The following is a 20623-nucleotide window of genomic DNA, read 5'->3' on the forward strand; positions in this document are numbered from 1 at the left end:
CACCAGTGCCCCGCGCCCCTGTGGATATTGCGGGCGCAGTTGTTACGGGGGCCGGTGCGGGCCTGCCCGCGCGGGGGTCAGCCGGTGCGGTAGACGAGGGCGGTCGCGAGGCCGGCGATGCCCTCGCCGCGCCCGGTGAAGCCGAGCCCGTCGGAGGTGGCGGCGGACAGCGAGACGGGCGCGCCGACGGCGTCGGACAGCACCCGCTGCGCCTCCTCGCGCCGCTTGCCGATCTTCGGTCGTACGCCGACGACCTGCACGGCCACGTTGCCGATCTCGAACCCCGCCGCGCGGACGATGCGGGCGGCCTCGGTGAGCAGGGTGACCCCGGCGGCGCCGGACCACTCGGGGCGCCCCGTGCCGAAGTGCTGCCCCAGGTCGCCGAGGCCGGCGGCGGAGAAGAGCGCGTTGCACGCGGCGTGGGCGACGACGTCCGCGTCGGAGTGGCCGGCCAGACCGGGGCCCTCGCCGTCCCAGCGCAGCCCGGCGCACCACAGCTCGCGGCCCTCTTCGAAGGCGTGGATGTCGGTGCCGATGCCGACGAGCGGAATGACGGGGGCGGGGGCCTGGGCGGGCCCGGGGGTCTCAGAAGCCATCGTTGGCCCTCCTGCGTGCGAGAACCGCCTCGGCCAGGACCAGGTCCAGGGGGCGGGTGACCTTGAACGCCTCTTCGTGTCCGGGGACGACGACGACGGGCGCGCCGAGCTGTTCGACCATGCCGGCGTCGTCGGTCGCGCCCTCGCCGCTGACGGCGACCTGCTCATGGGCGCGGAGCAGGGTGGCGCGGTCGAAGCCCTGCGGGGTCTGTACGGCCCTGAGCCGGGCGCGGGCCGGGGTGGAGAGCACCGGCTCGGGCGCGCCGGGGGCCCCGGGCTCGACCTCCTTGACGGTGTCGGCGAGCGGCAGGGCGGGAACGACGGCGGGGGCGCCGTCGCGTACGGCCTCGACGACCGCGTCGACGGTGTCCACGGGGACGAGGGGCCGGGCCGCGTCGTGCACCAGGACGGCGGAGATGGTGTCGGGGAGCGCGTCGAGGCCGCGCCGCACGGATTCCTGGCGGGTGTCGGCGCCGGGCACGACGAGGAAGTCGGTGCGCTCCGGCAGGGCGTACTCGTCCAGGAGGCTGCGGACCTCGGCGACGCCCTCGGGCGGTGCGACGACGACGACCAGGGACACATGCCGGGAGGCCGCCATGGCGCGGACGGCGTGGACGAGCATGGGCGTCCCGCCGAGCGCGCGGAGCGCCTTGGGGGCGCCGGGGCCGAGCCGTACGCCGCGGCCGGCCGCGGGGATCACGGCGGCCGTGCGGTAAGGACGCGGTTGTTCAGACATCGGTTGCACTCCGAGGCTTCGGCATGTTTGTGTCCACGGCCGACGTGGGTAGGGGCACAAGCGAGCCGGGCGCTGCGCCATGACTCGACCGGGACCCTTTCCGTGACCCCGGGCGAGCCGGGACACGCCGCGGCCGTTCGGGGTCGGTCTCGCACGCCGGGTTCAGCAAGATCGCGAGCAACGTACCAAGGACGTGTACCGGGGGATCGTCGGCATGTGGCCGGAATTCGCCGTTGGATTGCGGGCTGGCATGTCCGAACATGCCGCAGCGCCCGACGACACAGCGTGAATACGGCTGGTCAGCGGGCACCGCGGCACATTATCTACGGCCGGTGCGGCCCGGTCGTGATGACCGGTGCCATCCGGTTCAGGATGCGAGGACCTCGTCGAGGAGAGCCTCGGCCTTGTCCTCGTTGGTGTTCTCCGCGAGGGCGAGCTCGCTCACCAGAATCTGGCGCGCCTTGGCGAGCATGCGCTTCTCACCTGCGGAAAGTCCGCGCTCACGCTCACGACGCCACAGGTCGCGAACGACTTCGGCAACCTTGATGACATCGCCGGACGCGAGCTTCTCGAGATTTGCCTTGTAGCGCCGGGACCAGTTCGTCGGTTCCTCGGCATACGGTGCGCGCAGCACCTCGAAGACGCGGTCCAGCCCTTCCTGCCCGACTACGTCGCGCACGCCCACGAACTCCGCATTGTCCGCCGGCACACGCACCGTCAAGTCGCCCTGAGCGACCTTGAGCACCAAGTAGGTCTTGTCCACGCCTTTGATCTGGCGAGTTTCGATAGCCTCGATCAGCGCGGCCCCGTGATGGGGATAGACCACGGTGTCGCCAACCTTGAACGTCATGTGACAGGTACCCCTTCCGTGGCTATCAAGCGTAACACGAGAATCGCTACTCCCGAATGGCGTTTTCGCAGGTCAGGGCATATCTCGGGGCTTGACAAGAGAGACAGGGACGTGCTGCGGAGGGCCCTCGGAAGCGGGTATTCGCAGGTCGGAGCGGCTGTCCGGCGACGGAGAAACGCGGACGTTACACACACTCCGGTCCACCCCGAAGGGGTCGAACGTCCCGTTTTGTCGGGTTCCGCTTGCTGAACTTTCCGTAGCCCGTTCGATGATGGATCACTCGTTCGGACGTAAGTACCGATGGCCAATGAAATTGATCAACGTACGGGCCCGGCGGGGATTATGCGCAATGAATGCGCCACCGTCCGTGAACAGCCAGGAAGCCCGGGGCGAACGTGTGGCCGGAATTTGATCAAGCGCGTTATGTGAAGAGACAGCGAATGTCCGTACGTGTCCGGGCCCCGCGATCCCGGGCCCGTCAGGGGCGGGTCGGGTGCGGGGCGGCGAGAAGGGCTCGGTAACCTGACGGCTGACAGACCCTTAGGGCGGCTTTACCCCAGGCGCCCGCCCCGTCCGTACCCGTCCGCACGTTCAAGGAGTTGCCGCCGCCGTGAGCCGCAGCCTTCGACACGGCGCCCTCGCCGCCACTGCCATCGCGTTCTCGATCACCGCGCTCACCGCATGCGGCGCGGGCAACAACGCGCAGACGCTCGGGGTGCGGCCGGACAACGCCTCCACCCGGTCCGGCGCCATCAAGATCCAGAACGCCAACGTCATCACCCAGCCCGAACGCGACGCCAAGGGCCCGGCGGTCGTCACCGCCACGCTGTTCAACAACGGCTCCAAGCCGGAGACGCTCGACTCCATCACCCTGAAGGGCGGCAGCGGCACCGTGCAGCTGCACCCCGCCGAGGGCTCGGGTCCGGTCGTCGTCCCGGCCGGCGGCCGGGTGATCCTGGGCGGCCAGGGCAACGCCTCCGCCGTGATCGAGAACGGCCACGAGGCCACGGAGAACGGCAACGTGCAGCCGCTGGTCTTCAAGCTCAGCCGCTCCGGCGACATCTCGCTGGGCGCCTCCGTCGTCCCGGCCGAGCACTACTTCAAGGGCTTCGGCCCCAGCGCGCTGCCCGAGCCCTCGGAGACTCCGGACGCCTCGCCGTCCGGCTCCCCCTCGGGCTCCCCGAGCGACTCCGCGTCGCCGGACGCCTCCGGCAGCCCGTCCGGCGAGGCGTCTGCCTCGTCCTCGGCCTCCGAGTCCGGCCAGCCCGGCTGAGCCGCACCCCGCACCGCACATGGCCGAGGCGCCTTCCCCACCGGGGGGAGGCGCCTCGGCCATGTCATGCGTACGGGCCGGCCTACGGCTCGAACTTGTACCCGAGGCCCCGCACCGTCACCAGGAACCTGGGCGCGCCCGGGTCCGGCTCGATCTTGGCGCGCAGCCGCTTCACGTGGACGTCGAGAGTCTTGGTGTCGCCCACGTAGTCGGCGCCCCAGACCCGGTCGATGAGCTGCATCCGGGTCAGCACCCGGCCCGCGTTGCGCAGCAGCATCTCCAGCAGGTCGAACTCCTTCAGCGGCAGGTCGACCTTGCCGCCGGAGACCGTGACGACGTGCCGGTCGACGTCCATGCGGACCGGTCCGGCCTCCAGGGCGGCGGGGGCGACCTCCTCGGGCTCGCCGCGACGGCGCAGCACGGCACGGATGCGGGCGACGAGCTCGCGGGAGGAGAAGGGCTTGGTGACGTAGTCGTCGGCCCCTATCTCCAGGCCGACGACCTTGTCGATCTCGCTGTCCTTGGCGGTCACCATGATCACGGGCACGTTGGAGCGGCTGCGCAGCTGGCGGCAGACCTCGGTGCCGGGGAGTCCGGGCAGCATCAGGTCGAGCAGTACGAGGTCGGCGCCGTTGCGCTCGAACTCGTCCAGGCCGTCGGGTCCGGTGGCCGCGATGGCGACCTCGAAGCCTTCCTTGCGGAGCATGTAGGACAGGACGTCGCTGAAGGATTCCTCATCCTCGACGACAAGCACTCGGGTCACGGAAGGGCCTCCGGGGAAGGGAATGAATCGAAGGAGTCTGGGGTGGCGTCCGGGTGCGACGCCTCGTCGCCGTTGACGATGAGCGGGCCGCCGGACGCGCGGTCCCGGCCGCGTGCGGAGCCCGCTTCGGGCAGCCGCAGGGTGAAGGTGGAGCCCTGTCCCTCCGAGCTCCACACGGTGACCTCCCCGCCGTGCGAGGCGGCCACGTGTTTGACGATGGCCAGGCCGAGGCCCGTACCACCGGTGGCGCGTGAGCGGGCCGGGTCGACGCGGTAGAAGCGTTCGAAGACCCGTTCCCGGTCCTTCTCGGAGATGCCGATGCCCTGGTCGGTCACGGCGATCTCGATCTCGTCCCCGCCGGGCACGACCACGCGGCGGGCGGCGATGCCGACGCGGGTGCGGGCGGGGCTGTAGTTGACGGCGTTCTCGACCAGATTGCCCAGCGCTGCGGCGAGCTGGCCCCGGTTCCCCCATATCCGCAGTTCGGCGGTGCCGCCGGCGGCCATGGTGATCTGCTTGGAGCCGGCCTGCTGGCGGCAGCGGTCGATGGCCTCGGCGACCAGCTCGTCCACGCGGACCGGCTCGGCGTCCTCCAGCGGGTCGTCGTTCTGCACCCGGGAGAGGTCGATCAGTTCCTGGACGAGGTTGGTGAGCCGGGTCGCCTCGATCTGCATGCGGCGGGCGAAGTGCTCGACGGCCTCCTGGTCGTCGGAGGCGTCGAGCACAGCCTCAGAGAGCAGGGACAGGGCGCCGGTCGGGGTCTTGAGCTCATGGCTGACGTTGGCGACGAAGTCGCGCCGGACCGCCTCGATGCGGCGGGCCTCGGTGAGGTCCTCCACGAGCAGCAGCACCAGGCGGGAGCCGAGCGGGGCGACCCGCGCGGAGACCGCCAGGGCCTCGCCCCGGCCCGTGCCGCGACGCGGAAGGTCCAGTTCGACCTGGCGTATCTCACCGTCACGGCGGGTGTCCCGCGCCATGTTGAGCATCGGCTCGACGGCGAGGCGGCCGCCCCGGACGAGCCCCAGCGCGTAAGCGGCGGAGCTGGCCTTGACGACGCTGTCGCTCTCGTCCAGCACCACCGCCGAGGAGCTGAGCACGGACAGCACCGTGTCGACGCCCGGGGGGAGCGGGGCGCCGCTGTCGGACCGCAGGGAGGTGCGCGTCGGCTTCTTCTGGTCGCGCTCGCTCCAGCGGAACGCCAGCATGGCGATCACGCCGGTACCGACACCGGCGATCGCGGCAGCTGCGGCGACCGCCGCGTTCACGTCCATGTGTCCAGGTTATGCGGCAGGTCGGACACTCTCCCAGCCGTCGGGGTGCCTCCTCGGCCACTCGTCGCCCAGAGTTCACCGAGGGGCAAGGGCCGGTTCACTTGGCCGGTCGGAATCCGACGCGTACGCCCGTCACGGTGGTGCCGTGGGGTTCGGAGCCGGTCGTCGGCGGGCCCCGGCCTCGGTCAAGGACTGGAGAGGGACACCCATGCGTGACGCGTACCACGAGGAACTCGACTCGATCGGCGAGGACCTGGTCGAGATGGCCCGGCTCGTCGGCTCGGCGATAGGCCGGGCGACGACGGCGATGCTCGACGCCGATCTGAAGCTGGCGGAGTCGGTGATCGCCGCCGACCAGAAGGTGGACGACCTCCAGCACGAGCTGGAGGCGCGGGCCATCGCGCTCCTGGCCCGCCAGCAGCCGGTGGCGACCGATCTGCGGATCGTCGTGACGTCGCTGCGGATGAGCGCGGACCTGGAGCGCTCGGGCGACCTCGCCCAGCACGTCGCCAAGCTGGCCCGGCTGCGCTTCCCGCAGTCCGCGGTCCCGCACGACCTGCACGCCACCATCCTGGAGATGGGCCAGCTCGCGCAGCGCCTGATGGCGAAGGCGGCGGAGGTGATCGTCACCAAGGACGTCGACCTCGCGCTCCAGCTGGAGCAGGACGACGACGAGATGGACCTGCTGCACCGCGCGCTGTTCCAGCACCTGATGGACGACCGCTGGAAGCACGGCATCGAGACGGCCGTCGACGTGACCCTGCTCGGCCGCTACTACGAGCGGTTCGCGGACCACGCGGTGTCGGTGGCGAAGCGCGTCGTCTACCTGGTGACGGGTGAGCACGCGGACGAGATCCAGCAGTCCTCTTCGGTCGAGGGGGCTTAGGAGGGCTCCGGCGCGGGAAGGGCGGGGCGCTCGGCGGCCGGGCGCACGCCCGCGCACACGGCTCGCACACACGTTCCTGCGCGTGTGCGCCGTTGATGCGCCCGTCCGGGTGGGCATGCAATGGGTTGGGGCGGCACGACGTGTCCGTACGCCCCGGTCGCGGGTCCCTCGGTGGACGTGCGGCTCTGTCGTACGCCTTGAGGAGGAACCATGGCCGATTCCCCCATGACCGAACCGGAGCGCGAGGCCCCCGCCGAGGTGGTGCCGCTCACCGTCCTGGGCGCCTGCGGCTGCGGCTCGGGCTGCGGGTGCGGCTGCCAGTCCGGGGCGCCGTGCCAGTGCGGGGGCTGCTCCGGCTGACGCCGCGGGCCGCTGGACCGTACGGGTGACGTACGGGTTACGAGGGTGACGCCTCCGCCTTCGTGACCCGTGCCCCGGCCGGTCGCACCGGTGTGCCGGTCTCCGCGACCGTGGTCTCCGCCGCCGGCAGGCCGCGCATGAGCAGCCAGTAGCCGGCGGAGGCCACCGTGCCCAGGAGGGCGGTGGTCCCCCACAGCCAGCCGGCGCCGAAGTGGTCGATGACCACACCGGACATCAGCGGGGCGATGAGCGCGGCGGCCGACCAGGACAGGGCGTACACCCCCTGGTAGCGGCCCCTGCCGTGGGCCGGGGACAGCTGGACGACCAGGCCGTTCTGCACGGGCGCGTTGATGATCTCGGCGACGGTCCACACGCTGATGGTCAGCGCGTACACCCCGACGGAACCGGCGAAGGCGGTCAGCCCGAACCCGTACCCCGCGAGCAGCGAGGAGGCGACGAGCAGCCGGCGCGGGTCGCGGCTCTGGATGAACCGGGTGACGGGGATCTGGAGCACGACGATCAGGACGCCGTTGACGGCGATCGCCGTACCGAAGTCGGAGCTGCTGAGCCCGTCCGCGCCCATGGCCACCGGCAGGCCCACGTAACCCTGCTGGAAGATCAGCGCGATCACGAACGACAGGCCGACGACGCCCATGAACCGTCCGTCGCGCAGCACGGTGGAGAGCCGTACGCCGTCGTCTGCGCGCACACCGCCGACCGTGGGTCCGCCGGTCCGCTCCGGGCGGGACTCCGGCACCTTCAGGAAGACGACGATCGCGCAGACGAGCGTCATCGCGGCCTCGCCGAGGAAGCCCGCCCGGTAGCTGTACTCGGCGACGAACCCGGCGCCGGCGGAGGAGACCGCGAAGCCGAGGTTGATGGCCCAGTAGTTGAGGGAGAAGGCCCGCACCCGGTCCTTCGCGGGGACGATGTCGGCGATCATCGCCTGGACCGCCGGGCGGGAGGCGTTGCTCGCCATGCCGACGAGGAAGGCGACCCCGGCGATGGCCACCGGATGCGTCATGAACGCGAGCACGGCGACCGCGGCGGCGGTGGAGAGCTGGGCGGCGAGCATGGTGGGCCGCCGCCCGATGCGGTCGGTCAGCACCCCGGCCCCGAGTGAGGAGACGACGCCGCCGAGCCCGTGGAGGGCGGCGACGAGACCGGCGTACGAGGCGGAGTAGCCGCGGTCCAGGGTCAGATACAGGGCCATGAAGGTGGCGACGAACGCGCCCAGGCGGTTGACCAGGGTGCTGGTCCACAGCCACCAGAACTCCCTGGGGAGCCCGGAGACGGTTTCCCGGGTGGCACGGGTGGCCCGTCCGAGACCGGTGGCAGACATACGGGTTCCCCCCAGGGACGTACGACGGATGGCGCCGGGGAAGTAAGTGGTCCACCGACGGTCCGAACATTACGAATCCGTGAGGCCCGGCTGCCACTCGATTGACGGGCGCCGTCAATCGACGGCCCTGTCCGCTCTGTGACCGGTCGCGCGCGGCTCGGACGGGTTCGATTACGCTCGGACTCATGGCCGACGCACCGTACAAGCTGATCCTCCTCCGCCACGGCGAGAGCGAGTGGAACGCGAAGAACCTGTTCACCGGATGGGTGGACGTCAACCTCACCGAGAAGGGCGAGAAGGAGGCGGTCCGCGGCGGTGAGCTGCTGAAGGACGCCGGCCTGCTCCCCGACGTGCTGCACACCTCCCTCCAGAAGCGCGCCATCCGCACCGCCCAGCTCGCGCTGGAGGCCGCGGACCGCCACTGGATCCCCGTACACCGCTCCTGGCGTCTGAACGAGCGCCACTACGGCGCGCTCCAGGGCAAGGACAAGGCGCAGACGCTCGCCGAGTTCGGCGAGGAGCAGTTCATGCTCTGGCGCCGCTCGTACGACACCCCGCCGCCCGCCCTTGAGGACGGCACCGAGTTCTCCCAGAGCGGCGACGCGCGCTACGCGACGATCCCGCCGGAGCTCCGCCCGCGCACGGAGTGCCTGAAGGACGTCGTCACGCGCATGCTGCCGTACTGGTACGACGGCATCGTCCCGGACCTCCTGACCGGCCGCACAGTCCTGGTCGCCGCCCACGGCAACAGCCTCCGCGCCCTGGTCAAGCACCTCGACGGCGTCTCCGACGCCGACATCGCGGGCCTGAACATCCCCACGGGCATCCCGCTCGCCTACGAACTCGACGCGGACTTCCGCCCCCTGAACCCGGGCGGCACGTACCTCGACCCGGACGCCGCGAAGGCGGCCATCGAGGCCGTGAAGAACCAGGGCAAGAAGTAACACCTGCCCCACGAAGGCCCCCGCCCTGCTTGGTCAGGCGGGGGCTTCTTCGTACCCCGAGACCCCCCAGCCGGACGTGACGCGCGTCACCCCGGCCCGTACCCTGTGCGCCATGCGGGGAAGAGCGGGAGGGCGGTTATGGGTGAGCCTTTGAAGACCTTTGTCGGGGGTGCCGAGGTCGAGGTGCCCAACAGCATTCCGGCGATCCGGGACGCGTTGCCGGAGGGGCGGCGGGCGGAGTTCGAGCGGGCCATCAATGAGGCCGGGGTGCATGAGATCCAGGCCGTGATGCGGCACTGGATGCTGGAGGCCGTGCCCGATCCGGAGGCCGAGCGGATTCTGGACCGGCTGGCGCGGGACGAGGCCGAGAGGCGGAGCGTCGCTTGAGCTTCCGGATCTCCTACGCGCCGCCCGCCGACGACACCCTTGCCAAGATGGCGGACGGTGAAACATTCCGGGACGAGATGGCGGCGACCCTGGGGCGTGAGCCGTACGGCCACGGGTCGACCGCCGTCAAGGGGGAGCACGATCGCCGGGAGGCGACGGTCGCCGGGGCGATCGTGCTCTATTACGTCTCCGGTTCGGTCCTCACCGTCACCGTCGTACGGCTCGTTCCGCTTCCTTTTCCCTGACGGGAGGTCAGGCGAGCTTCTTCGCCTGGGCGTCGATCACCGCGGTCGGCAGGTCGAAGTCCTCGCCGGAGCCCGCGGCCGCGAGGTTCATCGAGCTGAGCGTGGCGAGCGTCGCGCCCTGGCGCAGCGCGGTGAGCTTGAGGGTGTTCTTCTCGCCGTCCGACTCCACCGTCACCGTCCAGGCCGCCGCCTCCTCGCCGCCCTTGACCTGCTCCTCCGCGATCTTGGCGACCTTCTGCTTGTCCCCGCCGACGGTGAGCGTGAAGCCGCCCGCGCAGTCCGTCGCGGCGGTGCGCAGCGCGGCGAGCGTCTCCTCGGCGCCCTTGCCCTCGTACGACGCGAGCGTGGTCATCGTGGTCGTGATGTCGAAGGCGGCCTTGAACGCCTCCTCCGGGTCGGCGATGTCCTTGTCCGCGCCCTTCTTCGGCACGCTGGCCACCTTGCGCTGCGTGGTGGCGGCGGGCGTACCGGCCTTGGCGCCCATCAGCGCGTCACCGAAGACGTCGCAGGACTCCTTGTCCGCCGTCACGTCCTTGGCGTCGATCAGGTCGGCCGGACCGGCCTTGGTGATCTCGTGGTCCTTGACGTCGCCCTGCGCCAGCGAGACCTGCTCCAGCTCGGCGGCGGACAGCGGCTTCGCGGGGGCCTCCGCGCCCTTGTCGGCACCCGTCTCCGACGGCTGGGCCGAGGAGCCGGCCGCCTTGCCGCCGTCCTTGTCGTCACTGTCCGAACCGCAGGCGGCGGTGAACAGCGCCAGGGACATCACGGTGGCGGCAACGGCGGTACGGCGTATGACAGTGGGTCGCATGGCCCGTCCTTCTGCTCAAAGTGTTTCGCCCGCACGCGAGCAGCCCCGCCGGGTTCGGCGCGGCTGAAATGGGGGTGCGTGGGGGTGAGCCAACTCTATGAGCCCGCTGTGGTTTGGCAATCCTTTACCTTGGGCATCGCACGTGATCGTGACGACGTCGTGATCACTACGAGGTCGCGCCCCGCCTGGAGGACACGCTCAAGGAGATCGAGTCCGCGACGCGCGTACGGGGGTGACGCGAGGTCAGTCCGCCGGACGCTGGGTGAGGTGCGCGAAGGCGTCGAGGTTACGGGTGGACTCGCCGCGCGAGACCCGCCAGGCGTACTCCTTGCGGATCGCGGTCGCGAAACCGATCTCCAGCAGGGAGTTGAAGGCGCCGTCCGCCGCCTCCAGCACGGAGCCGAGCAGCCGGTCCACCTCCTCGGGCGTCACCACGGACAGCGGCAGCTTGCCGGTGAGGTAGATGTCCCCGAGCTGGTCGATCGCGTAACTCACACCGAACAGACGCAGGTTCCGTTCCAGCAGCCAGCGGTGCACCGCCGCGTCGTTCTCGTCGGGGTGCCGGATGACGAAGGCGTTGAGGGAGAGGCTGTGCGCGCCGACGATTAGTGAGCAGGTGGTCGCCAGCTTGCGGGTGCCGGGGAGCTGGACGACGTAGTTGCCCGGTGCGGGGCTCTCCCATTCGAGCCCGGCGTCGGCGAAGCTCGCTTCGAGGACCTGGGCGGCCCTGGTGGCCTCGTTCTTCGCCGGTACGGGTGCGTCAGCCATGTTTCGAGCGTACGTCAGGCGGTAAGGACGCGCGGTCGGGGGCGTACGGGGGTCACGCGCGGGTGCGCGTCCGCCTGCGGTGTTCCTGGATGGCCGCCGTGTACACCTCCGCCGTGGCGGCGGCCGCCGTGTCCCAGCCGAACCGCTCGGCGTGCTCCGCCGCCGCCCCGCCCATCCGGGCGACCAGCTCCGGCGCCTGCGCGAACCGCTCCAGCGCCAGGGCGTACGCCGCCGGATCGTGCCCGGGTATCAGGAAGCCGCTGACCCCGTCGCGCACGGCCACCGGGAGGCCGCCCACGGCCGCCGCGACGACCGGTGTCCCGGCTGCCTGGGCCTCGACCGCGACGAGCCCGAAGGACTCGCTGTACGAGGGCATGACCAGCACGGACGCGGCCCGGAACCAGTCGGCGAGCTGGTCCTGCCCGACCGGCGGGTGGAACCGCACGACGTCCGCGATGCCCAGCCGGGCCGCGAGCTTCTGCAGCCCCTCCGGCTTCGCGAGGCCGCTGCCGCTGGGGCCGCCGACGACGGGCACCACGATCCGGGACCGCAGCGAGGGATCCCGGTCGAGCAGCACGGCCACCGCGCGCAGCAGCACGTCGGGGGCCTTCAGCGGCTGTATGCGGCCCGCGAAGAGGGGGATCAGGGCGTCCTGCGGAAGGCCGAGACGGGCGCGGGCGGCGGCCCGGCCGTCGCCCGGGCGGAAGCGGTCGAGGTTGACGCCGGGATGGACGACGGCCACGGCCTGCGGGTCGGCGTCGTAGAACCGGACCAGCTCCCCCGCCTCCTCGGCGGTGTTGGCGATCAGCCGGTCGGCGGCGTCCACGATCTGGGTCTCGCCGATGACCCGGGCGGCGGGCTCGGGGGTGTCGCCCTCGGCAAGCGCGGCGTTCTTCACCTTGGCCATGGTGTGCATGGCGTGCACGAGGGGAACACCCCAGCGCTGCGCGGCCAGCCAGCCGACGTGTCCGGAGAGCCAGTAGTGGGAATGGACGAGGTCGTAATAACCGGGGCGCTGACCGGCCCACGCCTGCATCACACCGTGCGTGAAGGCACAGAGCTGCGCGGGCAGCTCCTCCTTGGCCAGCCCCTCGTACGGCCCCGCGTCGACGTGCCGGACGAGGACACCGGGCGCCAGGTCCACGGCGGACGGCAGCCCGCCCGTGGTGGAGCGGGTGAAGATCTCGACCTCGATATTGATGGCGGCGAGCCGCTTGGCCAGCTCCACGATGTACACGTTCATCCCGCCGGCGTCGCCCGTCCCCGGCTGGTGCAGCGGGGAGGTGTGCACGGAGAGCATCGCGATGCGGCGGGGCCTGCGGTGACCTGCGGTGAAGGAGCCGGTGAGACCTGCGGGGAACCTGCGACGTGGTGCGCCACGGCTGGTGCCGAGCCGAGAGACGTACTGGGTCACGTCGTCCGTCCTCCTCGCTGGGCCCCGGTGCCAACGCGTTTCACGGCATGGCACCGAAGGGGCACACGGTCCCTTCGAAGGTGGGGAACAGCGGAATCCCTCCTTTCATTTCCGCTTTGCCAAATCATTACGGGGCAAACGCCGAGGCCGTCCCGATCGTCTCCCGCCCGCCCGGCGCCCGCATCCGCCCGGATCGTTACGCTCTGTGTCATGCGCCCGATCGGCACCGCGACGCGCGGGACCACCAACCCGAACCGGCTGCGCCGCATGGACCGCTGGATCGCCGCCACGCACGGCCCCGCCCTGCGCCGCGCCGACACCCCCGTCGCCGTCGACCTCGGTTACGGGGCCGCGCCCTGGACCGCCGTCGAGCTGCTGGAGCGCCTGCGCACCGCCGAACCGCGCACGGCGGTGGTCGGCATCGAGATCTCCCCGGAGCGGGTCGCCGCCGCGCAGCCGTACGCGCGCGAGGGCCTCACCTTCCGGCACGGCGGCTTCGAGATCCCGTTGCCGGAGCGGCCGGCCCTGATCCGGGCGGCGAATGTGCTGCGCCAGTACGACGAGGGCGAGGTGGCCGGCGTCTGGCAGCGGCTGTGCGAGCGGCTGGCGCCGGGCGGGCTGCTGGTGGAGGGCACCTGCGACGAGATCGGGCGCCGGCACGTGTGGGTGGCACTGGGGCCGGAGGGGCCGCGCACGGTGACCTTCGCGACCCGGCTCGGCTCGCTGGACCGGCCGTCCGATCTCGCCGAACGGCTGCCGAAGGCGCTGATCCACCGCAATGTCCCGGGTGAGCGGGTGCACGCCTTCCTGCGCGACTTCGACCGGGCGTGGGCGGCCGCGGCGCCCTACGCCTCACTGGGGGCCCGGCAGCGCTGGATCACGGCGGTGCGGGCACTCTCGGGCGACTGGCCGCTGACGGACGGGGTGCGGCGGTGGCGCCAGGGCGAGGTCACGGTGGCGTGGGAGGCGCTGGAGCCCGGGGGGTGGTGAGGGGGCGCACTCGGGAGGCGCGAGGGCGCTTCCTGATGTGGGCGCGTGGGCTCTTCCGCATTGCGCCGGGATTCACCCCTGCGGTGGGAACGGCCGGCGGTCATCGTTCGTCGGAGTGAGTGGGACGTCGGGGGGCGTGGGGGTGGCGGGGAGTGACGGAATAGCGAAGTGCCGCCCGAAGGCCGGAGTGTGTCTGCCTCTGTTGCTTTTCAGTACGGCATGGCACGATCTGGTCGACGCCACATGTTACTGACGGTTAATCAGTTTTCTGGAACTGCTCGAACAGTTGGGAACTGCTCGGAGGGGGAGCTCGTGTACCGACGCCACTGTGCCGCCGCCGCGATGACCCTGGTCTGCGCGCTGGCGGTCCTCGCCTCGCCGGTCCAGGCATTCGCCGCGCCGACACCGCCAGGGTCCGCCGACGGCGGCGGGAAGAGCCTGGAACAGGTGCGCGCGGAGATCGACGAGCTGTACCTGGAGGCGGGCGCCGCCACGGACGCGTACAACCTCGCCGAGGAGAAGGCCAAGAAGCAGTCGGGCGAGCTGGTCGAGCTGGCGCAGTCGATAGTCGAGGGCCAGGCGAAGATCACCGCCCTCAAGAACCGGGCCGGCGCCCAGGCCCGCGAGGAGTACCGCAACGCCGGGCTCCCGCCGGGCGCACGCCTCATGCTCAGCGGCGACCCGCAGCTCTTCCTCGACGGCATCAGCCGCACCCACCAGGGCCAGCAGGCCACCAAGGGGCTCCTGGAGGAACTGACCCGGACCCAGCAGGACTTGGAGACCTACACCAAGGACGCCAGCACCAACTGGACCAAGCTGGAAGCCAACCGGGTCAAGCAGGCCAAGGCCAAGAAGAAGATCAACTCGCAGATAGCGGCGGCGAAGAAGCTGGAATCGCGGCTGGAGAAGGAGGAGCGTGCCCGGCTCCTCGAAATGGAGCGGGAGGCGGCGCGGCAGGCGCAGACCTCGTGGCTCGACTCCGGCGCGCTGAAGGAGATCAACCGGGACGCGAGCCCGCTCGGCAAGAAGGCCGTGGCCTTCGCGACCGCGCAGATCGGCAAGCCGTACGTGTGGGGCGCGGAGGGCCCCAAGTCGTACGACTGCTCCGGGCTGACGTCCCAGGCGTGGGCGGCGGCGGGCCGCCCGATCCCGCGCACCTCGCAGGAGCAGTGGCGGCTGCTGCCGCACATCGCGATCGAGGACATGCGCCCAGGCGACCTGATCATCTACCACGCCGACGCCACCCACGTCGGCATGTACGTGGGCAACGGCCAGATCATCCACGCCCCCCGCCCCGGCCGCGACGTCACCCTGGCGGGCGCGGGCTCCATGCAGATACTCGGCGTGGTCCGCCCCGACGCGTAGTCCTTGGGCGGACGGCGGCGGGGGGTGCGGTGCCGCGCCGGCCGCGGGTGCCCCTGGGGGGGCGGGGCTGCGGCGGCCCGTACCGATGCGGGGTGCGCCGTCGCGCCGGACGCCGGTGGCCCTGGCGGGGTGCGGCACGGTCGCGGAGACCGATGCGGATGCAGCGGCGCGTCGCCGCACCGGACGCGGTTGCCCCGGGCGGAGCGGGATGCGGCTGCGGCGGCCCGTACCGATGCGGGGGTGCGCCGTCGCGCCGGACGCCGGTGGCCCTGGCGGGGCGGGGCCTGCGCCGTTCCGGGCCGGGCCGGGACGCGGCGGCGCGGTCGTCGGGCCCGGCGGGGAGGGCGCCCCGGGGCGGCGTCGGGCTCACCCGTCGGCGGCCGGCCCCGGGGCGGGCCTTCGGCGGTCGGGTGTCGGCGCAGCCGACCACGGCCGGGGGCGTGACCTTTGTCATGTCGGGATCGGCCGCCAAGGCGCGGCCCACCGTGCCTGATCCGTGGTGGGACGCGGCTTATGGCGGTGCATATGCCAGGCGCGGCGGGCGGGTCGGCATTCCGTTCCCGTGGTCCGGACCGCTATGGTCCCCGTCTGGCGGGTCGTCGATCGTCGCTCCGCCGCGCCCTCGGGGGGAGGGAAGGAAACCCGAACCGATGCCCGTACCCGTACCGCAGCCGTGTTCCGTGCCCGCCGCGGAGAACAGCTCCGGCGCCGGCCTCACCCTCCTCGTCATCGAGGACGACCCCGCGGGCACCTTCACCGCACCGGAACTCTCCGCCGCGGCCGGTGCCCGGGTCCGTATCCGTTCCGCCCGGAACCTCACCGAGGCCGGCCGGCTCCTCACCGACGACGTGGACTGCATCCTGCTGGACCTGGCCCTGCCGGCCGGCGCCGAGGCGCGGGGCGACGGGGAGGGCGAGGAGGACCGGCTCGCCACCCTCAAGCACGTCCTGCGCATCGCGCCCCGGCACGCCGTGCTCGCCCTCACCGCGGAGGACGACGCCGAGCTGGCCGCCGAGGCGGTCCGGGTGGGCGCGCAGGACTATCTCTTCCGGGGCGAGCTGGACAGCAGGCTGCTGAGCCGGGCCGTCCGCTACGCCGTCGAACGCAAACGGGCCGACGTCGCGCAGCACCAGCTCACCGAGTCCCGGCTGCTCGCCCAGGAGAACGCCCGGCTGGAACGCGGGCTGCTCCCGACCCCGCTCCTCGACGGCTCCGACCTGCGCTTCGCGGCGCGCTACCGCCCGGGCCGCAGCCGCGCGCTGCTCGGCGGGGACTTCTACGACACGGTCCGCACCCCGGACGGCACGGTGCACGCGATGATCGGCGACGTCTGCGGCCACGGCCCGGACGAGGCCGCGCTCGGCGTGGAACTGCGCATAGCGTGGCGCGCGTTGACGCTGGCGGGGCTGTGCGGCGACGAGCTGCTGTCCACACTCCAGGAGGTCCTGGAGCACGAGCGGGAGAGCGAGGAGATCTTCGCGACGCTCTGCACGGTGGACATCGCCCCGGACGGCCGCCGCGCGGGCCTGTGCCTGGCCGGGCACCCCGCGCCGCTGATCGCCCGCCACGGACGGGCGGCGCAGCTGCTCCCGTACGAGGACGGCGGACCGGCCCTGGGCCTGCTGCCGCGTGCGCGGTGGCCGCGCCGGCAGGTGGAGCTGGGCGGGTCGTGGAGCCTGATGATGTACACGGACGGCCTGATCGAGGGCCGCGTCGGCGACGGCACGCAGCGCCTCGGGCAGGACGGCATGGTGGCGATGATCAACCGGCAGCTCACCGAGGGGCTGACCGGCGAGGAACTGCTGGAAGCGGCGGTCACCCAGGTGCGGGAGCTGAACGGCGGCGAGCTGACGGACGATGTCGCGGTCCTGCTGCTCGACCGCGACCAGGACACCGCCCGGCACCGGGCGGCCCCGGGCGGCGCGCGGAGCGTGCACATCCCGCGCCCGCGCCCGGCCGCACCGGCGAGGGCTCAGCGCCCGCCGTTGTAGGGGCCGTACGGGCCGTCGCTGCTGGAGCCGCCGCGCCGGCGGCCACCGCCGCTGACGGCCTTGAGGGCGGGCCGCACGTCCACGAAGAAGACGATCGTGGCGATCAGGCCGGCGAGCTGGAGGAAGAGCCACGGGACCCAGAGGTTCACCGCCACCGCGACGCCGAGGACGATCAGCCAGAACGACTTCTTCTGCTTGTCGGCGGCGCGATAGGCGTCCTCGCGAACCATCAGGGCCATGACGAAAGCGACCACGGCGAGGACGAGCATGGCCGTGTAGATCAGCCCGAGGAACGAATTGAAGCCTTCGAGCAACATGATGTGCACCGCCTAGTCAGTGAAAAGCGCCTCGCGGCCACGGTACCGGGACAACGAACGGGCCACCCGGAATGTGCCCACCCGCCGCCCCGGCACACCTGCCGGCGGCACCGGTGCTACTTGCCGGAGGGCGGGGTGCTCTTCTTCGCGGCGGGCTTCCGCACCGGCGCCTTCTTGGCGGCCACGGGCTTGGCAGCGGCGGGCTTCGCGGCGGCCGGCTTGGCGGTGGCGGCCGGCTTCGCCGTGGTGGCGGGCTTGGCCGTGGTGGCGGGCTTGACGGCGGCCGGCTTCGCGGCGGGAGCCGCCTTCGCGGGCGCGGCCGGCTTCGGGGCGGCGGCCGGCTCGGACTCCTTGCGCGGCTCCACGACGACGGCGATCTCCACGATCTCGTCGGCGGTCTCGCCCCGCCACGTCCGCACAGTGCGCTCACCGCGCTCGGCGACCTTCTCGTACGTCTCCCGGGCCCGTACAGCGTACTCGGCGGCCACGCCCACCCCGCGCAGCGCCAGGTCCTGGGCGTTCTCGCCGAGCTTCTTCAGGTCGGTGTCGACGGCGCCGATCACCTCGGTGACCTTGGCCTGGAACGTCGCCTGCGCCTCGCGGGCCTGCTCGGCGACCTTCTCCTGCACGGCCTTGGGGTCGGTGTTCCGTACGGCCTCGATCCGCTCGGGGGCCTCGGTCCGCAGCTGTTCGAGCAGCGCGGGCACCTTGCGGGCCTGGCGCACGGCGAGGTCGGCGGTGCCGGCGGCGAAGTAGAGGGGGGTCGGGTCGGTGAGGGTCTTGCGCAGGTCATCGGTGATGGCCATGACTGTGGTCCTCCCGGATCATCAGACTGGGTGTGAGGGTGGTGGAGCTCTCAAGCTGTATCGGCAGCACTGCCGTCGGCATTGAAGGGAGCTCCGGCCTCGGGCTCGTCGTCCAACCCGTTCTCCTTGCGGAAGGACGCGTAGATCTGGAGCAGCACGCTCTTCTGGCGCTCGTTGATCGACGGATCGGCGAGGATCACCGCCCGCGTCTCCAGCTCGTCCTGCTGCCGCTCGTCCAGAATCCCGGCCCGTACGTACAGGGTCTCGGCGGAGATGCGCAGCGCCTTGGCGACCTGCTGCAGCACCTCGGCGCTGGGCTTGCGCAGCCCGCGCTCGATCTGGCTGAGGTACGGGTTGGACACGCCGGCGGCATCGGCGAGCTGCCGCAGGGAGAGCTGCGCGCTGCGGCGCTGCTCCCGCAGATACTCGCCGAGATTGCCGACGTTGAGTGAGGCCATGCCTCGATGCTGCCCCGTCTTGCTAACTTTTGCAAGCAGCCGCTTGCAAAAGTGTTCCGCTCCCCCGCAAACGACCTGGCGGAGTCCCGCGAAGCCGGCCGGCCGGTACGGTCCACCGCATGGTTGACGCGTTCGATGTGGCTCAAGCTCTGCGCGGTGGGATACCCGACAGGGCGCGGGCCTGGGCCTTCGTCCGGGACTTTGCCGCGGCGTGGGCGGAGCCGCTCGCCGACGGCGCGGGTACGCGAGCGGAGGAGTTGGAGGGCGCCGAGGAGACGCTGGGGCTCGCGCTGCCCACCGCGTTGCGCGAGGCGTACGCGCTCCTCGGTACGCGTCACGACCTCACCGGCAATCAGGACCCGCTGCTGCGCCCTTCCGAGCTGTTCGTGCACGACGAGTTCGGTGGAGTGCTCGTCTTCCGCAGCGAGAACCAGGGATGCGCCTTCTGGGGAGTACGGCTGCGGGACCTCGATCAGGACGACCCGCCGGTGTTCGTCCAGTCACGGGACGGTTGGGTCCGCTGCCTGGACCGGGTGTCCCTGGCCTGTGTCGAGCTCGTGCTCAGCGAGACGCTGCACGGCCGCGAAGGACGGTTCTACAACGCATGCGAACTTTCCGCCGACCTGATCCGAGAGCTGCCGAGCCGGTTCGCGCCGGTGGAGTTTCCCGCGTACCCGATGTGGACGGGGACGGAGGAGTCACCCGTGTCCTGGTTCTCCGCGCCGGGGAAGCTCTTGCGGCTCGACGGACTGAGTGACCACAGCTGGCTGCACGTTCGGGGAGGCACGATCGCCGACCTGGAGTCGCTCTGCGCCGCCCTCCCCGGCCACTGGGTACGTGAGTACTCATAGCCGTTCTTCCTGCTTTCGCGCCTACCGGTGGACCCGAGCCGGCACCGACGCGCGGTCGACGGCGTCCGTTCAGAAGCCGAGTGTGGCGAGCCAGTCGGTCAGGAGGCGGTTGACCTCGTTGGGGCGCTCCTGCTGGATCCAGTGGCCGCAGCCGTCCAGGAGGTGGGAGGCGGTCAGGGCGGGGAGGGTGGTGGGGTAGGCGTCGATGGCGTCGGCCATCCAGGTGGTGGAGGCGTCCAGTGCGCCGCCGATGAACAGGGACGGCTGTGTGATCGGGGCTCCGCGGTGGGGGGGCGAGGTCTTCCCAGTCGCGGTCCATGTTGCGGTAGCGGTTGAGGGCGCCGGTCAGGCCGGTGCGCTCGAACTCCCCGGCGTAGACGTCGAGGTCGTCCTCGCTCAACCAGGCCGGGAGAACCCCTGCGGGGAAGCGGTCGCGCAGCCGGCCGCCGCCGAGGGTGACGAAGTGCGGGTCGGGTTCGCCCTCGGCGGGCATGGTGTCGGCGGACAGGGCCGCGTAGATGCCGGCGAGCCAGCCCCGGACATCGGGTTCGATCTCCGCCTCGGCGCGGCCGGGCTCCTGGAAGTAGGAGACGTAGAACTCCTGCTCGGGGCCGCCGATCCGGCCCGCCGTCGTACGCGCTCTCGGAGAGGAGAGCGCGGTGGTCGTCGGCCACGACTGGGGGTCCAACATCGCCGCCGCCTCCGCCCTGCTCCACCCCGAGGTCTTCCGCACGGTCGGCCTGCTGAGCGTGCCCTACGCGCCGCCCGGCGGCCCCCGCCCCACCCATGTCTTCGCGAGTTGGCCGGCATCGCGCTCGGCCCCGGGGCCGAGCCGCGTGCCGCGGCGCCGCTGAGCTTCGGCGACGACAAGGCGGTGCTGCCGCCGACCCGGTACGTCGGCGGCCTGCACGCCCACAAGCACGTCCTGCCCGCCCCCGAGAACCCGCCGGCGCGGCCCCGTCAGGTCTCCCACGACGGCCACGAGTGGCTGTGCGTCCTGTACGGGCGGCTGTGGCTCGCCCTCGGCGACGAGGATCTCGTCCTGACCCCCGGGGAGTTCGCCGAGTTCGACACCCGCACCCCGCACGGGGTCGCGAACGCCGGCCCCGGCGGCCCGGTCGAGTACCTGATCATGTTCGGGCCCCAGGGCGAGCGTCTGAGGCCGCGCAGATGATCGTCGAGGAACTGCTGACAGCAGGCTG

22 protein-coding genes and 3 pseudogenes are annotated in these 20623 nt (G+C 71.8%); 12 read left to right on the forward strand and 13 right to left on the reverse strand.

Going from position 1 to position 20623, the window contains the following annotated elements; translation table 11 throughout:
- Positions 1-77: 77 nt before the first annotated feature.
- The 3 genes from ispF to ACIQZN_RS17995 all read right to left on the reverse strand — a co-directional run bounded on the left by ispF (position 78) and on the right by ACIQZN_RS17995 (position 2182).
- Positions 78-596 carry a 2-C-methyl-D-erythritol 2,4-cyclodiphosphate synthase gene (gene ispF / locus ACIQZN_RS17985; protein WP_403994244.1) on the reverse strand — a complete coding sequence of 173 codons (519 nt, stop codon included), beginning with the start codon at positions 594-596 and terminating at the stop codon, positions 78-80.
- Positions 586-1332 carry a 2-C-methyl-D-erythritol 4-phosphate cytidylyltransferase gene (gene ispD, locus ACIQZN_RS17990; RefSeq protein WP_403994246.1) on the reverse strand — a complete coding sequence of 249 codons (747 nt, stop codon included), beginning with the start codon at positions 1330-1332 and terminating at the stop codon, positions 586-588. Before ispD ends, ispF begins: the two co-directional genes overlap by 11 nt.
- Before the next feature lie 367 nt (positions 1333-1699).
- Positions 1700-2182, reverse strand: a complete 483-nt coding sequence (locus ACIQZN_RS17995) for a CarD family transcriptional regulator (RefSeq protein ID WP_006380568.1) — start codon at positions 2180-2182, stop codon at positions 1700-1702.
- Positions 2183-2792: 610 nt separating this feature from the next.
- On the opposite strand from ACIQZN_RS17995, the gene ACIQZN_RS18000 reads away from it, so the two are divergent.
- Entirely contained in the window at positions 2793-3455 is a 663-nt protein-coding gene (locus ACIQZN_RS18000; RefSeq protein ID WP_403994249.1) for a DUF461 domain-containing protein, read from the forward strand.
- Positions 3456-3537: 82 nt separating this feature from the next.
- Here ACIQZN_RS18000 and ACIQZN_RS18005 read toward each other — a convergent pair whose 3' ends face one another.
- Positions 3538-4218 carry a response regulator transcription factor gene (locus ACIQZN_RS18005; RefSeq protein ID WP_018519642.1) on the reverse strand — a complete coding sequence of 227 codons (681 nt, stop codon included), beginning with the start codon at positions 4216-4218 and terminating at the stop codon, positions 3538-3540.
- Positions 4215-5489 (reverse strand): sensor histidine kinase, encoded by a 1275-nt coding sequence (locus tag ACIQZN_RS18010; protein ID WP_403994252.1) that lies wholly within the window; start codon positions 5487-5489, stop codon positions 4215-4217. Before ACIQZN_RS18010 ends, ACIQZN_RS18005 begins: the two co-directional genes overlap by 4 nt.
- A gap of 208 nt (positions 5490-5697) precedes the next feature.
- On the opposite strand from ACIQZN_RS18010, the gene phoU reads away from it, so the two are divergent.
- Positions 5698-6375: a phosphate signaling complex protein PhoU gene (gene phoU, locus ACIQZN_RS18015; RefSeq protein ID WP_403994255.1), complete on the forward strand. Its 678-nt coding sequence runs from the start codon at positions 5698-5700 to the stop codon at positions 6373-6375.
- 210 nt (positions 6376-6585) lie between these two features.
- The gene (locus ACIQZN_RS18020; RefSeq protein WP_185992863.1) at positions 6586-6735 is read left to right on the forward strand and encodes a hypothetical protein; all 150 of its coding nucleotides are present in this window, start codon (positions 6586-6588) and stop codon (positions 6733-6735) included.
- 37 nt (positions 6736-6772) lie between these two features.
- On the opposite strand, the gene ACIQZN_RS18025 is transcribed toward ACIQZN_RS18020, so the two are convergent.
- Positions 6773-8077 carry an MDR family MFS transporter gene (locus ACIQZN_RS18025; protein WP_403994258.1) on the reverse strand — a complete coding sequence of 435 codons (1305 nt, stop codon included), beginning with the start codon at positions 8075-8077 and terminating at the stop codon, positions 6773-6775.
- Positions 8078-8262: 185 nt separating this feature from the next.
- Here ACIQZN_RS18025 and ACIQZN_RS18030 point away from each other — a divergent pair, with 185 nt between their 5' ends.
- From ACIQZN_RS18030 to ACIQZN_RS18040, 3 genes are all read left to right on the forward strand, one after another.
- A complete protein-coding gene (locus ACIQZN_RS18030; RefSeq protein ID WP_403994261.1) occupies positions 8263-9021 on the forward strand; it encodes a phosphoglyceromutase in 759 nt (252 codons plus the stop codon).
- 138 nt (positions 9022-9159) lie between these two features.
- On the forward strand, positions 9160-9408 hold the full coding sequence (locus tag ACIQZN_RS18035) for a hypothetical protein (protein ID WP_073964763.1): 249 nt from the start codon (positions 9160-9162) through the stop codon (positions 9406-9408).
- A complete protein-coding gene (locus ACIQZN_RS18040; protein ID WP_403994264.1) occupies positions 9405-9653 on the forward strand; it encodes a hypothetical protein in 249 nt (82 codons plus the stop codon). The genes ACIQZN_RS18035 and ACIQZN_RS18040 overlap by 4 nt, the downstream gene beginning before the upstream one ends.
- A gap of 7 nt (positions 9654-9660) precedes the next feature.
- Here the strand turns inward: ACIQZN_RS18040 and ACIQZN_RS18045 are convergent, their stop codons facing one another.
- From ACIQZN_RS18045 to mshA, 3 genes are all read right to left on the reverse strand, one after another.
- Positions 9661-10461, reverse strand: coding sequence for a hypothetical protein (locus ACIQZN_RS18045; RefSeq protein WP_403994267.1), 801 nt, complete (start codon positions 10459-10461; stop codon positions 9661-9663).
- 243 nt (positions 10462-10704) lie between these two features.
- The gene (locus tag ACIQZN_RS18050) at positions 10705-11229 is read right to left on the reverse strand and encodes a YbjN domain-containing protein (RefSeq protein WP_403994270.1); all 525 of its coding nucleotides are present in this window, start codon (positions 11227-11229) and stop codon (positions 10705-10707) included.
- 52 nt (positions 11230-11281) lie between these two features.
- Positions 11282-12643, reverse strand: a complete 1362-nt coding sequence (gene mshA / locus ACIQZN_RS18055; RefSeq protein WP_403994273.1) for a D-inositol-3-phosphate glycosyltransferase — start codon at positions 12641-12643, stop codon at positions 11282-11284.
- A gap of 210 nt (positions 12644-12853) precedes the next feature.
- On the opposite strand from mshA, the gene ACIQZN_RS18060 reads away from it, so the two are divergent.
- The 3 genes from ACIQZN_RS18060 to ACIQZN_RS18070 all read left to right on the forward strand — a co-directional run bounded on the left by ACIQZN_RS18060 (position 12854) and on the right by ACIQZN_RS18070 (position 16989).
- Positions 12854-13633 (forward strand): class I SAM-dependent methyltransferase, encoded by a 780-nt coding sequence (locus ACIQZN_RS18060; protein WP_403994276.1) that lies wholly within the window; start codon positions 12854-12856, stop codon positions 13631-13633.
- 312 nt (positions 13634-13945) lie between these two features.
- Positions 13946-14998: an NlpC/P60 family protein gene (locus tag ACIQZN_RS18065; protein WP_403994279.1), complete on the forward strand. Its 1053-nt coding sequence runs from the start codon at positions 13946-13948 to the stop codon at positions 14996-14998.
- 650 nt (positions 14999-15648) lie between these two features.
- Entirely contained in the window at positions 15649-16989 is a 1341-nt protein-coding gene (locus ACIQZN_RS18070; RefSeq protein ID WP_403994282.1) for a PP2C family protein-serine/threonine phosphatase, read from the forward strand.
- Here ACIQZN_RS18070 and ACIQZN_RS18075 read toward each other — a convergent pair.
- The 3 genes from ACIQZN_RS18075 to ACIQZN_RS18085 form a co-directional block, all read right to left on the reverse strand.
- A complete protein-coding gene (locus ACIQZN_RS18075) occupies positions 16971-17306 on the reverse strand; it encodes a DUF2516 family protein (RefSeq protein WP_403994285.1) in 336 nt (111 codons plus the stop codon). The genes ACIQZN_RS18070 and ACIQZN_RS18075 overlap by 19 nt on opposite strands.
- A gap of 116 nt (positions 17307-17422) precedes the next feature.
- Positions 17423-18112 (reverse strand): hypothetical protein, encoded by a 690-nt coding sequence (locus ACIQZN_RS18080; protein ID WP_403994288.1) that lies wholly within the window; start codon positions 18110-18112, stop codon positions 17423-17425.
- A gap of 50 nt (positions 18113-18162) precedes the next feature.
- Positions 18163-18570, reverse strand: coding sequence for a helix-turn-helix domain-containing protein (locus tag ACIQZN_RS18085; protein ID WP_391268761.1), 408 nt, complete (start codon positions 18568-18570; stop codon positions 18163-18165).
- A 119-nt stretch (positions 18571-18689) separates the two neighbouring features.
- Here ACIQZN_RS18085 and ACIQZN_RS18090 point away from each other — a divergent pair, with 119 nt between their 5' ends.
- Positions 18690-19421, forward strand: coding sequence for an SMI1/KNR4 family protein (locus ACIQZN_RS18090; protein WP_403994290.1), 732 nt, complete (start codon positions 18690-18692; stop codon positions 19419-19421).
- A gap of 69 nt (positions 19422-19490) precedes the next feature.
- Here the strand turns inward: ACIQZN_RS18090 and ACIQZN_RS18095 are convergent.
- Positions 19491-20046, reverse strand: a pseudogene (locus tag ACIQZN_RS18095) (alpha/beta fold hydrolase); the annotation flags it as partial.
- 1 nt (position 20047) lies between these two features.
- Between ACIQZN_RS18095 and ACIQZN_RS18100 the strand changes: the two are divergent.
- A pseudogene (locus ACIQZN_RS18100) lies at positions 20048-20215 on the forward strand (alpha/beta fold hydrolase); the annotation flags it as partial.
- Positions 20212-20595 (forward strand): annotated as a pseudogene (locus tag ACIQZN_RS18105) (cupin domain-containing protein); the annotation flags it as partial. The pseudogenes ACIQZN_RS18100 and ACIQZN_RS18105, both read left to right, overlap by 4 nt.
- Positions 20596-20623 lie beyond the last annotated feature (28 nt).

Source organism: Streptomyces sp. NPDC097595 (assembly GCF_044761525.1).
Lineage (GTDB): Bacteria > Actinomycetota > Actinomycetes > Streptomycetales > Streptomycetaceae > Streptomyces > Streptomyces drozdowiczii_A.

What these genes read in the sequence shown, in the direction of transcription:
- ispF (WP_403994244.1), bottom strand. Translation starts at nt 596, where the DNA reads ATGGCTTCTGAGACCCCCGGGCCCGCCCAGGCCCCCGCCCCCGTCATT.
- ispD (WP_403994246.1), bottom strand. Translation starts at nt 1,332, where the DNA reads ATGTCTGAACAACCGCGTCCTTACCGCACGGCCGCCGTGATCCCCGCG.
- ACIQZN_RS17995 (WP_006380568.1), bottom strand. Translation starts at nt 2,182, where the DNA reads ATGACGTTCAAGGTTGGCGACACCGTGGTCTATCCCCATCACGGGGCC.
- ACIQZN_RS18010 (WP_403994252.1), bottom strand. Translation starts at nt 5,489, where the DNA reads ATGGACGTGAACGCGGCGGTCGCCGCAGCTGCCGCGATCGCCGGTGTC.
- phoU (WP_403994255.1), top strand. Translation starts at nt 5,698, where the DNA reads ATGCGTGACGCGTACCACGAGGAACTCGACTCGATCGGCGAGGACCTG.
- ACIQZN_RS18020 (WP_185992863.1), top strand. Translation starts at nt 6,586, where the DNA reads ATGGCCGATTCCCCCATGACCGAACCGGAGCGCGAGGCCCCCGCCGAG.
- ACIQZN_RS18025 (WP_403994258.1), bottom strand. Translation starts at nt 8,077, where the DNA reads ATGTCTGCCACCGGTCTCGGACGGGCCACCCGTGCCACCCGGGAAACC.
- ACIQZN_RS18030 (WP_403994261.1), top strand. Translation starts at nt 8,263, where the DNA reads ATGGCCGACGCACCGTACAAGCTGATCCTCCTCCGCCACGGCGAGAGC.
- ACIQZN_RS18035 (WP_073964763.1), top strand. Translation starts at nt 9,160, where the DNA reads ATGGGTGAGCCTTTGAAGACCTTTGTCGGGGGTGCCGAGGTCGAGGTG.
- ACIQZN_RS18045 (WP_403994267.1), bottom strand. Translation starts at nt 10,461, where the DNA reads ATGCGACCCACTGTCATACGCCGTACCGCCGTTGCCGCCACCGTGATG.
- ACIQZN_RS18050 (WP_403994270.1), bottom strand. Translation starts at nt 11,229, where the DNA reads ATGGCTGACGCACCCGTACCGGCGAAGAACGAGGCCACCAGGGCCGCC.
- ACIQZN_RS18060 (WP_403994276.1), top strand. Translation starts at nt 12,854, where the DNA reads ATGCGCCCGATCGGCACCGCGACGCGCGGGACCACCAACCCGAACCGG.
- ACIQZN_RS18070 (WP_403994282.1), top strand. Translation starts at nt 15,649, where the DNA reads ATGCCCGTACCCGTACCGCAGCCGTGTTCCGTGCCCGCCGCGGAGAAC.
- ACIQZN_RS18075 (WP_403994285.1), bottom strand. Translation starts at nt 17,306, where the DNA reads ATGTTGCTCGAAGGCTTCAATTCGTTCCTCGGGCTGATCTACACGGCC.
- ACIQZN_RS18080 (WP_403994288.1), bottom strand. Translation starts at nt 18,112, where the DNA reads ATGGCCATCACCGATGACCTGCGCAAGACCCTCACCGACCCGACCCCC.
- ACIQZN_RS18085 (WP_391268761.1), bottom strand. Translation starts at nt 18,570, where the DNA reads ATGGCCTCACTCAACGTCGGCAATCTCGGCGAGTATCTGCGGGAGCAG.
- ACIQZN_RS18090 (WP_403994290.1), top strand. Translation starts at nt 18,690, where the DNA reads ATGGTTGACGCGTTCGATGTGGCTCAAGCTCTGCGCGGTGGGATACCC.